Origin of the sequence: Hyphococcus sp. (assembly GCF_965228385.1) — a bacterium.
Taxonomy (GTDB): Bacteria; Pseudomonadota; Alphaproteobacteria; order Caulobacterales; family Parvularculaceae; genus Hyphococcus.
This window is the reverse complement of the sequence record NZ_OZ245810.1, coordinates 1,630,329-1,642,745: the sequence shown is the minus strand read 5'-3', so window position 1 is coordinate 1,642,745 and position 12,417 is coordinate 1,630,329. Positions and strand designations below refer to the sequence as shown.

The following is a 12,417-nucleotide window of genomic DNA, read 5'->3' as shown; positions in this document are numbered from 1 at the left end:
AACACCGGAAAACGGTTGATACATAACGGGGTACTCATGTCTGACGACGCCGCACAACGTTTGCAGGACGCTGAAGAGCACAAAAAATCTTATGATGGCATTATGGGCGTCGCTACAGAAGTCGGCGTGCCGGGCGCGCTTGGTCTGACCATGATGTTTACCAGTCTTGTGATGGCGAATGGCGTGCTGCTCTCGATTCTCGCCGGCGTGGCTGTTTATGTGTTTTCTCATGTCATTGTAAAACTGTTCTTCACGCATCACTGATTCTTCTTATGACTGGCGCGGCGACCCGCCGCGGGAGGCACGATGAAAATTGCCGTTTTGAAAGAAACGCGGTCTGGTGAGACGCGGGTCGCGGCGACGCCGGAAACTGTCAAAAAATATGCTTCGCTTGGGGCTGGTATCGTTGTTCAGACAGGCGCCGGCGAGGCGGCTCTGTTCAGCGATGAGGCCTACAAAGAAGCGGGCGCTGAAATATCGCCGAGCGCGGCGGATGCAGCCCAAAACGCCGATTTGATATTGAAGGTGGCCGCACCTTCAAGTGAAGAATTGCGAACGATTGGGCGCGGCTCAAAACTCATAGCGATTTTATCTCCGCTGAACGATCCTGATTCTGTCGGCGCATACGCGCGACTTGGCGTTGACGCGATGGCCATGGATTTCATGCCGCGCATCACGCGCGCGCAGTCCATGGATGTTTTGTCGTCGCAGTCGAATCTCGCTGGCTACAAGGCCGTGATTGACGCCGCCGCATACTACGGGCGTGCGCTGCCTATGATGATGACTGCGGCGGGAACAATCGCTGCCGCAAGGGTTTTTGTCATGGGCGCGGGCGTTGCGGGATTGCAGGCCATAGCGACGGCTCGGCGTCTGGGCGCGGTTGTTTCAGGAACGGATGTGCGCTTCGCTGCAAAAGAACAGGTTGAAAGTCTTGGCGCGACGTTCGTCACAGTCGATGAAGACGCCATGAAAGAGGCGGAGACAGAAGGCGGCTACGCCAAGGAAATGTCGGAAGATTTCCAGAAACGCCAGGCCGAGTTCGTCGCCGAACATATCAAAAAGCAGGATGTTGTCATTACAACTGCGCTCATTCCGGGCCGCCCGGCGCCGAAGCTTGTCAGCGCGGACATGGTGCGCGCCATGAAACCGGGTTCGGTCATTGTTGACCTTGCGGTGGAAGCCGGCGGCAATGTGGAGTTGTCGCGTCCTGGAGAAGCCATAGAAACCGGCGGCGTGACAATACTCGGATTTAAAAACGTGCCGGGACGGCTGGCCTCGGATGCGTCCAGCCTTTATGCGCGCAACGTCTACAATTTCATTTCCGCATTTTATAATAACGATACGAATGAATTTGTCGCCGATCCGGAAGATGCAATTATCAAGGGCGTGTTGCTGACGCGCGACGGGGCCATTGTACATCCGGCTTTTGAAGAAGTGAAAACGACGCCGGAAGCGCCCATCGATACGCCTGCGTCTGAACAAGCGGATCAAGAGACGCCGGCGGATACGGCTTCCGATGAAGAGGCCGAACAGCCTGAAATACAGTCACCCCCGAAAGAGTAGGGCACATCCTTCAAAGGAGCCAACGGGCTATGCAGGATAAACGCGAACAGATTGAAGAAGCCGCGAAATCAGCGGAGCAGGCCGCCCAGTCAGCTGAAGCCGCAGCGGCTAACGCTACCGGCAATGCGGAAGCTGCAACCGCGGCGGCTGCGCAGGCTCGCGATATCGCCGATCAGCTTGCCGTGATAGCAGCGGCGAGCCCGATATCCGAATTTGTTTTTCTGCTGACGATTTTTATCCTTGCAATCTTTGTTGGCTATTACGTGGTCTGGTCGGTAACGCCTTCGCTGCACACGCCGCTGATGTCTGTCACCAACGCCATTTCTTCTGTTGTGATCGTCGGCGCTTTGATCGCGCTCGGCGCGGATCTGTCGGAATCCGCGTCTGGCGGGTGGTCGAAATTTCTAGGGTTCGGGGCGGTGGCGCTGGCCAGCGTCAATATATTTGGCGGCTTTCTCGTCACGCAGCGCATGCTCGGCATGTACAAGAAAAAAGAACGGTAGGGGAACTTAATGGCTGATAATTTACCAGCGCTCCTTTACGTCGCTTCGGGCATTCTCTTCATTCTCGCCTTGCGTGGCCTTTCTTCGCCGGAAACGGCGCGGCAGGGCAATCGTTTCGGCATGATCGGCATGGCCATTGCGGTGGCGACAACGCTGTTTGTGCTTGAGAACAAAGGCTTCGGCACCTGGGTCTTGGTACTGCTCGCCGTCGCCGCTGGCGCTGTTCCCGGAGCCTACATCGCGCGAAAAATTCCGATGACGGCGATGCCGCAATTGGTGGCGGCGTTTCACTCGCTGGTCGGCCTTTCCGCGGTATTCATCGCATGGGCGGCGTTCCTCGCGCCTAAAGCATTCGGCATCGGCGAGCCGGGACATATCCACTTGCAGTCCATTGTGGAAATGTCGCTTGGCGCTGCGATTGGCGCGATTACCTTTTCAGGCTCGGTCATCGCGTTTGCAAAACTCAATGGCAACATGTCCGGCAAGCCGATCATTTTGCCCATGCGCCACCCTATCAATTTGGGACTGGGGCTTTTGATCCTGATTTTTATCGGAATGCTCATGACCGGCGAGCAATCGGCGACCACGTTTTTCCTTCTGACGATTGCCGCTTTTGTGCTCGGTTTCCTCATCATCATCCCGATCGGCGGCGCGGACATGCCTGTCGTCGTTTCAATGTTGAATTCCTATTCCGGGTGGGCGGCCGCAGGCATTGGTTTCACGCTTGAGAATATGGCGCTGATCATCACCGGCGCGCTTGTGGGCTCGTCCGGCGCCATCCTTTCCTACATTATGTGCAAGGGCATGAACCGGTCGTTTGTTTCGGTTATTCTCGGCGGCTTTGGCGGTGAGGACGCCGCGTCTGGCGGGGCGGGTGAAGACGACCGTCCGGTTAAGCAGGGCTCGGCGGACGATGCTGCGTTTGTCATGAAGAATGCAAACAAGGTCATCATCGTCCCAGGCTACGGCATGGCGGTTGCGCAGGCGCAGCATGCGTTGAAGGAAATGGCGGACAAGCTGAAGGAAGAAGGCGTCGATGTAAAATACGCCATTCACCCAGTGGCGGGCAGGATGCCGGGACATATGAACGTGCTCCTCGCTGAAGCGCAGGTGCCTTATGACGAAGTTTTCGAACTGGAAGACATCAATGCGGAATTCCGCACAGCGGATGTCGCCTTCGTCATCGGCGCGAACGATGTCACTAATCCCGCAGCGAAAACTGATAAATCGTCGGCGATTTACGGTATGCCCATTCTTGACGTGGAAAACGCCGGCACGGTGCTTTTTGTCAAACGCGGCATGGCGTCCGGTTATGCTGGCGTGCAGAATGAGTTGTTTTTCCGCGACAATACGATGATGCTGTTCTCGGACGCAAAGAAGATGTGCGAGCAGATCGTCAAGGCGCTGTAATCACAAGTGCATGATATGCTGTTTGGCGCGTTGGTGCATGGCCTGCTTATATCGTTATAGTCTTAGAATGACGATTGGCCGGCATTGCTGGAAGCCAATCAACAACAAAAGGGGTGTCTCATGAAGTATCTATTTTTAGGCGTAGCTGCGATTGCGCTCGGCGCCTGTTCGCAGGACGGCTCAGACAACAACGCTGGGAACAATACAACGGAAAGGTCTTCCGAAACTACAAACCGGAACAATGCCGTTGACGCTGATGGCGACCAGGCGGCGGCCTCTGAAAGCCTGGATGCTATTCTTGATTCTCAGCCCGATGATGTGAAGGCCCGGTACCAATATCGGCATCCAAAAGAAACGCTTGAATTTTTCGGCGTTGAGCCCGGCATGACTGTTGTCGATTCATTGCCTGGCGAGCCCGGCTGGTACGGCAATATTCTCATTCCCTATCTTGGCGCCGAGGGAAAACTGATCGGCGCGGACTACTCTACGGAAATGTGGCCGCTCTTCACCAATTTCGCGACACCTGAATTTCTCGAGAACAGACAGACCTGGAGCGAACAATTTATCACCGCCGCGCAGGACGTTGCAGGGGAAGACGGACCGCAGATAGACGCGTTCGTATACGGTTCTGCGCCTGAGCGGCTCGCCGGAACCGCGGATGTTGTATTGATGATGCGCGCTGCGCACCATTTCAACCGTCTTGAAGACGGCCGTTTTTTCACTGAAGCGCTGGATGACATCAACATGATACTGAAGCCCGGCGGTATTGTTGGCGTTGTTCAGCATCGCGCGCCGGAAGACACGCCCGATGAATGGGCCATCGGCGATGCAGGTTATGTAAAACAGACTCAAATCGTCAGTGTTTTTGAAAATGCGGGATTTGAACTGGTGGATGAAAGTGAAATCAACGCCAATCCAAATGATCAACCAACGACTGACGATATCGTCTGGCGCCTTCCTCCGTCGCTCGCCACGAGCGGAGACAATCCGGAATTGCGCGCCGAGATGCAGGCAATCGGTGAGTCTGATCGTATGACATTGAAGTTTCGCAAGCCGGAATAAAATTCAGACAAGAAGCAAAAAAAGCGGCGCTAATAGCGCCGCTTTTTTACTGACTTGTCAGACTTGCCCTCAGCGACCTGAGCCGCCAAACGTGAATTCGCGCATAATGTGAAAGCCGACCGTAAACTGGTGACGATCGCCGAATTGCGAGATTATGGGTGTCGCCGCATAATCGTCGAAGATATAATTGTAGCTGGCGTAGGGGTTCAAAGACCACCGGTCGCGAATATTGATATAGGCGTTGACGCTGCCGCCGACATTTCTGAAACCGGAATCGGCATCAAAAACCGGAAGTACGCCGTTGGAGCGAACTGATTGTTCCGGCGTTACGGAAAAATATGCGTCCGCGTAACGATTGCCAATCCAGCTTGCGTGTCCGCTTGTCGAAAACGATACGGGACCGGCGCGGAATAAGAGAGCGGTCAAATACCCATCGACGATCGTGCCGCGGTGTCCGGTTTTCAGACCATGTCGCGCTTTGGCTTTAAAGGCGAAACGGTCGAGAAATGTCGTTGCGACAAAGCCGCCGAACTCGAATGTTGTACCAACATCGCCAAGGCCTTGCAGCGCAGGATTTTCATCCTGGTCGCGGCGCCCGCGGATGCGCAGGGATGGACCGAATCTGAAGCGGGAAAATCCGAACAGGCCAAAATCAGCGCCGTCGTCATCGAAGAAAACAAAGTTCCGAAATTTCACATAAACTTGCGGGTCTGCGCCGAACTCATAATCATCGGATCCGAAATAATCCGGTTCATACACCGGGCCGACGCCTATTGAGAGATTGGTTTCGTCAGGAACAAGGAAGGTGAGGGCGCCGAAAAACCGGCGGCCTTGATCTTTTTCGCCGAGCGTAATTGAACTGGCCGTCGGGTCGTCGCCCTCCAGACTGTCGCCGAAAAGGAGCGGGCGTGTTTTCGGATCATCGAGCGAATTTGCGTCCTGTTCCTGTTCAGACGTCAAAATGAGAGCGTTTTCTACATTTTCCGCCCCTTCAGCGCGTTCCTGACGCGCCTTTTCACGTTTTTCTTTTTCGGTGGGCCCGAACAACATCGGGCTGAGACGCGGATCGTCAATTTGGCGTTGCGCCATGGCGGGTGTGGCTATCGCCAAAACCAATCCGGCTAACGCGGCTCCGCTCACTGCGCGTAAGACCATTTTGTTTCCCCTCGTCACGCTACTATCTCGCATTCCTGATGTATTAACCATATTGGGCCGCACGATATCCGGCAAGCAGCTATTCGCCGCAAAAACATTCCAGGGACCGGGGCCAGGGACCGGAGGATGAATACCCCGAACATGCTTAATTTTTCTTATCCTTGACCGATTCTTCTGCGCCAAATTCAAGATTTTGGCGGTCCCGGTCTTTGTCGGCTTCGGGACAGCGCAACCGCCCAAAAGGGATGTGAAATGAGTAGCGATCAATTATCCACGGCGTCGTCGATGGCCTCGCCGGTATTTTCAATATCCCGGCCCACGCCCTTTATGGTTTCGCATGACGCTAGAAAGAACACGCAGGCAAACAGTAGTGAAACGAGCCGCATAGCATTGAATCCTTCTATCAATTTTGAGGCGTGATTATGCGCAGCGCCGCAAAAAAGAAAAGAGGGCGCGGACGGCCCTCTTGCAATCGAAATTCATTATGATTTTTCAAGTGTTTACTAAACACACTTGGATCAAGCTTTAAAGCGCGCCTTCGCGCTGCATGCGCTTGCGGATGAGCTTGCGTGCGCGGCGAACGGCTTCCGCTTTCTGACGGGCCTTCTTTTCCGACGGCTTTTCGTAAAATTTCCGGCGCTTCATCTCACGGAAGGTGCCTTCACGCTGCATCTTCTTTTTGAGCGCTTTCAAGGCCTGCTCGACATTGTTGTCGCGTACAAAAATCTGGACCAAGGCGGTACGCCTCCCTTTCAAATAAAAACGTCACGGGTTGGGGCCGCGACGCGAAAACCAATCCAACTCACAAAACGCCTGTTTCATGCAGGCGCGTGAGACGTTGCGGCCTATACCAAAGGCCCCGCCGATTGTCTACAACAAGCGCATATATTGTGTCCGGAAAGGATATTGCCAGTGTCGGACGATGAAAAAGCCGGTAATTACGCGAAAATCGGCGGCGATACGGATGGTTTTGCGGCTATTCGCGCCGCAATATTACAAAAAATGCTGGCCAGGGCGGCTTTCGACGGCTGGACTGAACTGGCCTTGCGGAGTGCGGCGCAGGAAGCGGGCGCAGGCTCGGCGGCCTTGCGAGCCGCATTCCCTAAAGGCGTAGCGGACGCTTTGCGGACCTGGTCTGCGCAAACCGACAGCGAGATGCTGGCGGCGATAGCGGAACCCGGCTTTGCAAACCGAAAAATCCGGGAAAAAGTCGCCTTTGCAATCAAGGCGCGCTTGAATGCGCTGCGAATTCATAAAGAAGCCGCGCGTCGCGCCTCGGCAACATTGGCGCTGCCGCATTATGCGCCCTTAGGCGCTGAACTGGCCTGGAATGCCGCGGACGTCATCTGGCGCGGCATTGGCGACACATCAACGGACTTCAATTATTACTCAAAGCGCACGATTTTGGCGGGGGTATGGACGTCGACGCTGATGCGCTGGCTGTCGGATGAGACGGTTGATGAAAGCGCAACGAATGCATTTCTGGATGCGCGTATGGAAAATGTCATGCAGGTGGAGAAGGCAAAATCCAGAATCCGCAACTTCGCAATCGATCCGATAAAGCCGATCGAGTGGCTGGCGAAATTGCGGTATCCGGCCCGGAATAAAAATGGAGCGGAACGCCGCCGGGCCGAACAGGAAGCAAAAATTGACGAAACGCTAGATGAAAGCTTTCCTGCGAGCGATCCGCCGTACTGGACGCCGTAAATTATTGCGGGGCGACGTCGGCGGATAAAAACGCCTGAACGGCTGCGCTGATCCTATCCGCAAATCGTTCGAAAAACATCATCGAATCCTCGACTGTGACGCCCTGCAAATAGAGAAAAATGACTGCGGCCGCGATTGCGAGGCCCAGAAATCTTGCAATGCAGCGACCTGCGGCGACAAACAGAAGGACCGCCAGTGCTATTTGCAATGGCCCGGCAAATTGTCCGCTCGTCAATGTCTGCAATACGCCTTCAAACGAAAAAAAATCCGGAGTGAACAAGGGACGGGCGCTACTTGCTGCTTGTTGCAAACCTGATGTCTGCGTCATGGCGCCGGCGCCGGTAAACACTAAAAGGGCCGCGCCTACGCCTTGAACGAATTTTCGCGTTGCGCCCACTGCTGCGGGAGGATAGGGGCTTGCAAAAGGTCGCCCGGCTGGCTGAACAAAACGGGAGGCTGGCATTTAACCCACCTTTCTACGCATACATTACTGTGTGTCGGCGACCGGCCCTCCCTCCAACTATCAATCGTTCGACACTGAAAATTTAGGCCGAGACTGTGACCAGAGTGTGGCGTCGGATTTCTAGGCGGTGACATTTGCGTGACCGGCCAATGCGATTACCGGCGGTGATCAGCCTTTCGGCGCAATGCGGGTTACGTGTCCCATTTTGCGGCCAGCGCGCGCGTCGCATTTTCCGTAAAGGTGGATACACGTGTCTTGTTCGGCTGCGAGTTCTCGCCAGCGATCTGAATCGCGCCCAATCAAATTCTGCATGACCGCGTCGGAATGTCTGTGCGGAAGAGCCAGCGGCCACCCTGCGACGGCGCGAATATGTTGTTCGAATTGCGAGACCGCGCAGCCGTCGAGCGTCCAGTGACCTGAGTTGTGTACGCGCGGCGCGTATTCATTGACGACAACATCGCCGTCCGCAAGAACAAAAAACTCAACGCCAATGACACCCACATAGTCCAGCTCATTCAACATGGCGCCGGCTACAGTTTTCGCTTTCTCCGCAGTTCGCCCTGAAATAGATGCGGGTACAGAGGATGTATGCAGTATACCATCCACATGAACATTCTCGGCCGGATCGTAAAGTTGGATATCACCGTTTTGGCCACGCGCGGCAATAATCGAAATTTCACGCTCGAACGGAACGTAGGCTTCGAGAATTGACGGTTCGGCGCCGACTTCCGCCCAGGCGAATTTTATCGCCTGTTGATACGCGGCGGAGATATCAGAATCTTCATTTGTGATTCTCGTCTGGCCCTTGCCGTCATACCCAAGACGACGGGTTTTCAATATTGCCGGCCTGCCGACTTTCGCTAGGCCTGCGTTCAGAGAGTCAAGATTGTCGACAGCATGATAGTCAGCGGTTTTTGCGCCGATTGCGTTTACAAAATCTTTTTCCAGCAATCGGTCCTGAGATATCTGCAGGGCTTTCGCGCCTGGTCTTACAATAGCGTTCATTGTGTTGAGAAACGCCACGGCGCCAGCAGGCACGTTCTCAAACTCATATGTGATAACGTCAACGGCGTTTACAAATTCAGTCAGCGCTGTTTCATCGTCATACGAAGCGCTTGTCGCGGCCGATGAAACATCAAAGGCTGGCGCGCGGTCGTCGGGACAGAAGATGTGCGTTCGAAGCCCTAGCTGCGCCGCGGCGGTCGCGAGCATTCGCCCCAGTTGACCGCCGCCCAGTATGCCGATTGTGCCGTTTGGCTGAACGATCATGACGGCGGATCAGTCCTCAACGCTTTCAGCGACCGAAGCTGTTTGCTGCGCGCGCCATTCACTCAGGCGTTGCGCCATTGCCTCGTCGCTGGCGGCGAGTATCGCGGCCGCCAACAGGCCGGCGTTCGCCGCTCCAGCCTCGCCAATGGCGACCGTGGCGACCGGCACCCCGGCCGGCATCTGGACGATCGATAACAAACTGTCGAGGCCTTTAAGCGCTCTGGACTGGATCGGAACGCCGATCACCGGCAGGATCGTCAACGAGGCGATCATGCCCGGCAAGTGGGCGGACCCGCCTGCGCCGGCGATAATCGTTTTGAGGCCGCGCGTTTGGGCGGTTTCGGCGTAGTCAAAGAGGCGTTTGGGCGTGCGATGGGCGGATACGATCATCGTCTCGCTGGCGGCGCCAAGCTTGTCGAGCATTTCAACAGCTTTTTGCATTGTCGGCCAATCAGAACGAGAGCCCATGACAACGCCGATTTGGGGCTTGGGTGCTGCTCCGTTCATACCTCGTCCTCCGCCGGAAAGCGGCGCTTATAGCAGTCTGTTTTCTGACGGCAAGTTTGTGGAAAATGACAGATCGCGAGATAGATTGCCGGCGCGCTCCGGCGGCTTGTCGCGCCGGACGGTGAACGGAAGGAGGAGACGCCAGCCTTAAGACGGGGGCGCGAGGACTAGCGCCTCCTCTCACCGGACGCGGGAGCTGGTCGTGTCGATAGAAGGGGACTGATCACGACCTGATCCGCAAGATCCAAACTGGGCTGCAGCGACGTTTGTCACAAGCGGCAAGCGGCGAAACGTTCGACGGATGCGCTGAATGGATTTGGCCGGCTGGGTTGCAGGATGTGCTTAGCATTTTCCTTCAGACAAGGGTGAGATTCGACCGTTGCCGGTAAAAACCGCCTCTGGCGAGCGGCCGCCAATCACGTTAAGCAATTGTAAGGTCGGCGGCGGGGAATGCGGCGTATTCGCTGCGGGAGAACAATATGAAGATTGGCGACGGGCCAAAAACCACAAACGCCGGAAGGGTTAACCGACCCGGCGCGACCCGCAGCGGTGGCGTCGGGAGTGCGCGTTCAGCGCCGGATAAAATCGAAATCGCCGGCATTCCGGAAAAGGAATTAACGCCTAAGGTGCGCGAGGCGCTTACGTCATTGATGCAGGAAGTGCAGTCCCTGCGTGATGAACTTGCGCAATCGCGCGCGCGCATGAGCGAACTGGAAAAGCTCGCAGACCATGATCCGATGCTGGACGTTTATAACAGGCGCGCCTTTGTTCGTGAACTCGACCGCATAATGGCGATGATTGACCGTTACGACATGCGCGCAAGTCTCGTGTTCATCGACCTCAACGATCTGAAGAAGATCAATGACGGCATGGGACATGGCGCCGGCGATGCAGCCCTGAGCCACATCGCCATTATCGTCGCCGCCAATGTCCGTCAGACGGATGTGCTGGGCCGGCTGGGCGGCGACGAATTCGGTTTGCTCCTGACGCAGACGGATCAGGAAACAGCGGAAAAGAAAGCCGAAGAGCTGACAAAGGCAATCGCGGAAATCCCAGTAAAATGGAATGGCGACCAGTTCACCGCGAAAGTGTCTTGCGGTGTCGTTGAAATCGTAAAGGGCCAGAGCGCCGTTGAAGCGATGGAACGCGCCGACAGCGCTATGTATGAAGTCAAAGCGCGAAAAAACGGATAGCTTAGATTCTAAGCGATTATATCAGGCAGCATGGCGTCTTTTATTTCCTGAATGGCGTCTTTGAGAGAAAGCTTCTTTTTTTTCAGACGGGCGATGGTCAGTCTTTCATAGGGAGAATTCTGTTCAAGGGACGTGATCGCCGCATCAAGATCGCGATGTTCCTGTTCAAATATTGCAAGCTTTATGGTCAAGGCTTCATCGTTGGCGCCGTCAAAATCCGAGTCGCGGGCCGCAAAACGATCGTTCGACAGTAAAGTCGCCGTCAAACGGGCGGGCGGATCGCCGCGCTGGAATGTTGGCTTTTGGGTGTCGTCCGCCTCGTCCTCATCGCCATTGGCCGGCGGTTTTTCATCTGTCATCTTGCTTCTCGCCCGGGCGTCGTCCAAGCCCTGTTCCTGAAACATTTTGCGTCGTTTCGAAGATATTATCGACAAGCTCATGAAGTAAATTTTTCGAAAAAGCGGGGTTTTTTTCCACTCCGAGCAGTTTAGCGTAAAGGTTTAAGTTGCAAAGCGCCGTTTGTTCAGGAGGTTGCGTACTCCGCGCCGTTTCTGACGGCGCCAGCGCAAATAATAAATTCTGGACATGTTTTTCAGCCTCAAGCTCTGCGACTTTAATTCTTTCACGTAAGCGGCTGATATCGTCGTTAGCGTCAGGCTGTACAATCTTGATATAGCGCCGCGCCGCGCGCAGCGGATGAACGACGCCCGCCGTCCATTCTCGCTTGGCCTCGATCGCTTCGTTCAGCGCCGCTTCATCCAGCGGAGGCGAATGCTGCGCCCGCCAGCAACACCACAGGACGACATTGACGTCGAACCCGATGTCGTCTTGCAATCTTAAAAGCATGCGCTCTACACGCTTGTCGGCGTAATGCTCTAGAGACCAGCGCCAGAACGGATTTTGTCCGTCATTGCTCAATGGTCGCGCCGCCCTTTTTCAAGGTCCTCGCCCCAGCGTTTTGCGATTGGCGTATCAATCCCGAAAAGATCCAGTATGCGGGCGACGGTTTGATCGACCATGTCGTCAAGGCTTTGCGGTTCGGCGTAAAAAGCGGGCAGGGGCGGGGCGATGACAGCGCCCATTTCGGCTAACGCCGTCATCGTTCTGAGGTGACCCAGGTGAAACGGTGTTTCGCGCGGGGTCAACACCAGGCGGCGGCGCTCTTTTAACACGACATCCCCGGCGCGGCTCAACAACGTACTTGTCACGCCCGTTGCAATCTCGGACATCGTTTTTATGGAGCACGGAGCGATCAGCATACCCATGGTTTTGAAAGAGCCCGATGCGATAGGCGCGCCGATATCGCTGACGGCGTAGCGGTAATCCGCCAAAGCGGCGAATTCTGCGCCGGACATCTCAAGTTCATAACGAATCGTCATTTCGCTCGCACGGCTGAGGACCAGATGGGTTTCCACGCCGGCGTCACGAAGTATTTCCAGAGCGCGCTTTGCGTAAATCGCGCCTGATGCGCCGGTCACTCCTAAAATGATTCGTTCCGGCGATTTCATAATAAACTCAAATAGTTGATCGTTACATTATAGGTGAGAGGCAAGCCTGGAGCAATATGCTTGGTTTATGGCTGTTA

Annotated in this window: 16 protein-coding genes; 7 read left to right on the top strand and 9 right to left on the bottom strand. The window is 55.3% G+C overall.

Annotated features, from left to right (window positions below):
* Positions 1–36: 36 nt before the first annotated feature.
* The 5 genes from ACQK2Q_RS07665 (at position 37) to ACQK2Q_RS07645 (ending at position 4,538) form a co-directional block, all read left to right on the top strand.
* Positions 37–264 carry a hypothetical protein gene (locus ACQK2Q_RS07665; RefSeq protein ID WP_425409158.1) on the top strand — a complete coding sequence of 76 codons (228 nt, stop codon included), beginning with the start codon at positions 37–39 and terminating at the stop codon, positions 262–264.
* 42 nt (positions 265–306) lie between these two features.
* Positions 307–1,563 carry a Re/Si-specific NAD(P)(+) transhydrogenase subunit alpha gene (locus tag ACQK2Q_RS07660; RefSeq protein WP_425409157.1) on the top strand — a complete coding sequence of 419 codons (1,257 nt, stop codon included), beginning with the start codon at positions 307–309 and terminating at the stop codon, positions 1,561–1,563.
* A gap of 29 nt (positions 1,564–1,592) precedes the next feature.
* Positions 1,593–2,066 (top strand): NAD(P) transhydrogenase subunit alpha, encoded by a 474-nt coding sequence (locus tag ACQK2Q_RS07655; RefSeq protein ID WP_425409156.1) that lies wholly within the window; start codon positions 1,593–1,595, stop codon positions 2,064–2,066.
* Positions 2,067–2,075: 9 nt separating this feature from the next.
* Positions 2,076–3,476: an NAD(P)(+) transhydrogenase (Re/Si-specific) subunit beta gene (locus tag ACQK2Q_RS07650; RefSeq protein WP_425409155.1), complete on the top strand. Its 1,401-nt coding sequence runs from the start codon at positions 2,076–2,078 to the stop codon at positions 3,474–3,476.
* Positions 3,477–3,596: 120 nt separating this feature from the next.
* Complete coding sequence (locus ACQK2Q_RS07645) at positions 3,597–4,538, top strand: class I SAM-dependent methyltransferase (protein WP_425409154.1); 942 nt, start codon at positions 3,597–3,599, stop codon at positions 4,536–4,538.
* Between the two features lie 69 nt (positions 4,539–4,607).
* Here the strand turns inward: ACQK2Q_RS07645 and ACQK2Q_RS07640 are convergent, their stop codons facing one another.
* From ACQK2Q_RS07640 to rpsU, 3 genes are all read right to left on the bottom strand, one after another.
* Entirely contained in the window at positions 4,608–5,627 is a 1,020-nt protein-coding gene (locus ACQK2Q_RS07640) for a MipA/OmpV family protein (RefSeq protein WP_425409153.1), read from the bottom strand.
* A gap of 329 nt (positions 5,628–5,956) precedes the next feature.
* Entirely contained in the window at positions 5,957–6,079 is a 123-nt protein-coding gene (locus ACQK2Q_RS07635) for an entericidin A/B family lipoprotein (RefSeq protein ID WP_425409152.1), read from the bottom strand.
* Positions 6,080–6,218: 139 nt separating this feature from the next.
* The gene (gene rpsU / locus ACQK2Q_RS07630; protein ID WP_425409151.1) at positions 6,219–6,428 is read right to left on the bottom strand and encodes a 30S ribosomal protein S21; all 210 of its coding nucleotides are present in this window, start codon (positions 6,426–6,428) and stop codon (positions 6,219–6,221) included.
* 177 nt (positions 6,429–6,605) lie between these two features.
* Here rpsU and ACQK2Q_RS07625 point away from each other — a divergent pair, with 177 nt between their 5' ends.
* Positions 6,606–7,400, top strand: a complete 795-nt coding sequence (locus ACQK2Q_RS07625; protein ID WP_425409150.1) for a COQ9 family protein — start codon at positions 6,606–6,608, stop codon at positions 7,398–7,400.
* 1 nt (position 7,401) lies between these two features.
* On the opposite strand, the gene ACQK2Q_RS07620 is transcribed toward ACQK2Q_RS07625, so the two are convergent.
* The 3 genes from ACQK2Q_RS07620 to purE form a co-directional block, all read right to left on the bottom strand.
* Entirely contained in the window at positions 7,402–7,728 is a 327-nt protein-coding gene (locus tag ACQK2Q_RS07620) for a hypothetical protein (RefSeq protein ID WP_425409149.1), read from the bottom strand.
* 303 nt (positions 7,729–8,031) lie between these two features.
* Positions 8,032–9,132 carry a 5-(carboxyamino)imidazole ribonucleotide synthase gene (locus ACQK2Q_RS07615; RefSeq protein ID WP_425409148.1) on the bottom strand — a complete coding sequence of 367 codons (1,101 nt, stop codon included), beginning with the start codon at positions 9,130–9,132 and terminating at the stop codon, positions 8,032–8,034.
* A 9-nt stretch (positions 9,133–9,141) separates the two neighbouring features.
* The gene (gene purE / locus ACQK2Q_RS07610; protein WP_425409147.1) at positions 9,142–9,639 is read right to left on the bottom strand and encodes a 5-(carboxyamino)imidazole ribonucleotide mutase; all 498 of its coding nucleotides are present in this window, start codon (positions 9,637–9,639) and stop codon (positions 9,142–9,144) included.
* A gap of 479 nt (positions 9,640–10,118) precedes the next feature.
* Between purE and ACQK2Q_RS07605 the strand changes: the two genes are divergently transcribed.
* Positions 10,119–10,832 (top strand): GGDEF domain-containing protein, encoded by a 714-nt coding sequence (locus ACQK2Q_RS07605; RefSeq protein ID WP_425409146.1) that lies wholly within the window; start codon positions 10,119–10,121, stop codon positions 10,830–10,832.
* Positions 10,833–10,840: 8 nt separating this feature from the next.
* Here ACQK2Q_RS07605 and ACQK2Q_RS07600 read toward each other — a convergent pair whose 3' ends face one another.
* Genes ACQK2Q_RS07600 through ACQK2Q_RS07590 form a run of 3 tightly spaced genes read right to left on the bottom strand, consistent with a single transcriptional unit; the run spans position 10,841 to position 12,340 of the window.
* Positions 10,841–11,191, bottom strand: coding sequence for a YdcH family protein (locus tag ACQK2Q_RS07600; RefSeq protein ID WP_425409145.1), 351 nt, complete (start codon positions 11,189–11,191; stop codon positions 10,841–10,843).
* Positions 11,181–11,750, bottom strand: a complete 570-nt coding sequence (locus tag ACQK2Q_RS07595; RefSeq protein ID WP_425409144.1) for a TIGR02444 family protein — start codon at positions 11,748–11,750, stop codon at positions 11,181–11,183. Before ACQK2Q_RS07595 ends, ACQK2Q_RS07600 begins: the two co-directional genes overlap by 11 nt.
* On the bottom strand, positions 11,747–12,340 hold the full coding sequence (locus ACQK2Q_RS07590; RefSeq protein WP_425409143.1) for a UbiX family flavin prenyltransferase: 594 nt from the start codon (positions 12,338–12,340) through the stop codon (positions 11,747–11,749). Before ACQK2Q_RS07590 ends, ACQK2Q_RS07595 begins: the two co-directional genes overlap by 4 nt.
* Positions 12,341–12,417: the final 77 nt, after the last annotated feature.

Bases quoted from the DNA above. Each gene is read 5' to 3' on its own strand.
- ACQK2Q_RS07665 (WP_425409158.1), top strand. From the start codon at position 37: ATGTCTGACGACGCCGCACAACGTTTGCAGGACGCTGAAGAGCACAAA.
- purE (WP_425409147.1), bottom strand. From the start codon at position 9,639: ATGAACGGAGCAGCACCCAAGCCCCAAATCGGCGTTGTCATGGGCTCT.
- ACQK2Q_RS07615 (WP_425409148.1), bottom strand. From the start codon at position 9,132: ATGATCGTTCAGCCAAACGGCACAATCGGCATACTGGGCGGCGGTCAA.
- ACQK2Q_RS07660 (WP_425409157.1), top strand. From the start codon at position 307: ATGAAAATTGCCGTTTTGAAAGAAACGCGGTCTGGTGAGACGCGGGTC.
- ACQK2Q_RS07650 (WP_425409155.1), top strand. From the start codon at position 2,076: ATGGCTGATAATTTACCAGCGCTCCTTTACGTCGCTTCGGGCATTCTC.
- ACQK2Q_RS07635 (WP_425409152.1), bottom strand. From the start codon at position 6,079: ATGCGGCTCGTTTCACTACTGTTTGCCTGCGTGTTCTTTCTAGCGTCA.
- ACQK2Q_RS07605 (WP_425409146.1), top strand. From the start codon at position 10,119: ATGAAGATTGGCGACGGGCCAAAAACCACAAACGCCGGAAGGGTTAAC.
- ACQK2Q_RS07645 (WP_425409154.1), top strand. From the start codon at position 3,597: ATGAAGTATCTATTTTTAGGCGTAGCTGCGATTGCGCTCGGCGCCTGT.
- ACQK2Q_RS07600 (WP_425409145.1), bottom strand. From the start codon at position 11,191: ATGACAGATGAAAAACCGCCGGCCAATGGCGATGAGGACGAGGCGGAC.
- ACQK2Q_RS07590 (WP_425409143.1), bottom strand. From the start codon at position 12,340: ATGAAATCGCCGGAACGAATCATTTTAGGAGTGACCGGCGCATCAGGC.
- ACQK2Q_RS07640 (WP_425409153.1), bottom strand. From the start codon at position 5,627: ATGGCGCAACGCCAAATTGACGATCCGCGTCTCAGCCCGATGTTGTTC.
- ACQK2Q_RS07655 (WP_425409156.1), top strand. From the start codon at position 1,593: ATGCAGGATAAACGCGAACAGATTGAAGAAGCCGCGAAATCAGCGGAG.
- ACQK2Q_RS07620 (WP_425409149.1), bottom strand. From the start codon at position 7,728: ATGACGCAGACATCAGGTTTGCAACAAGCAGCAAGTAGCGCCCGTCCC.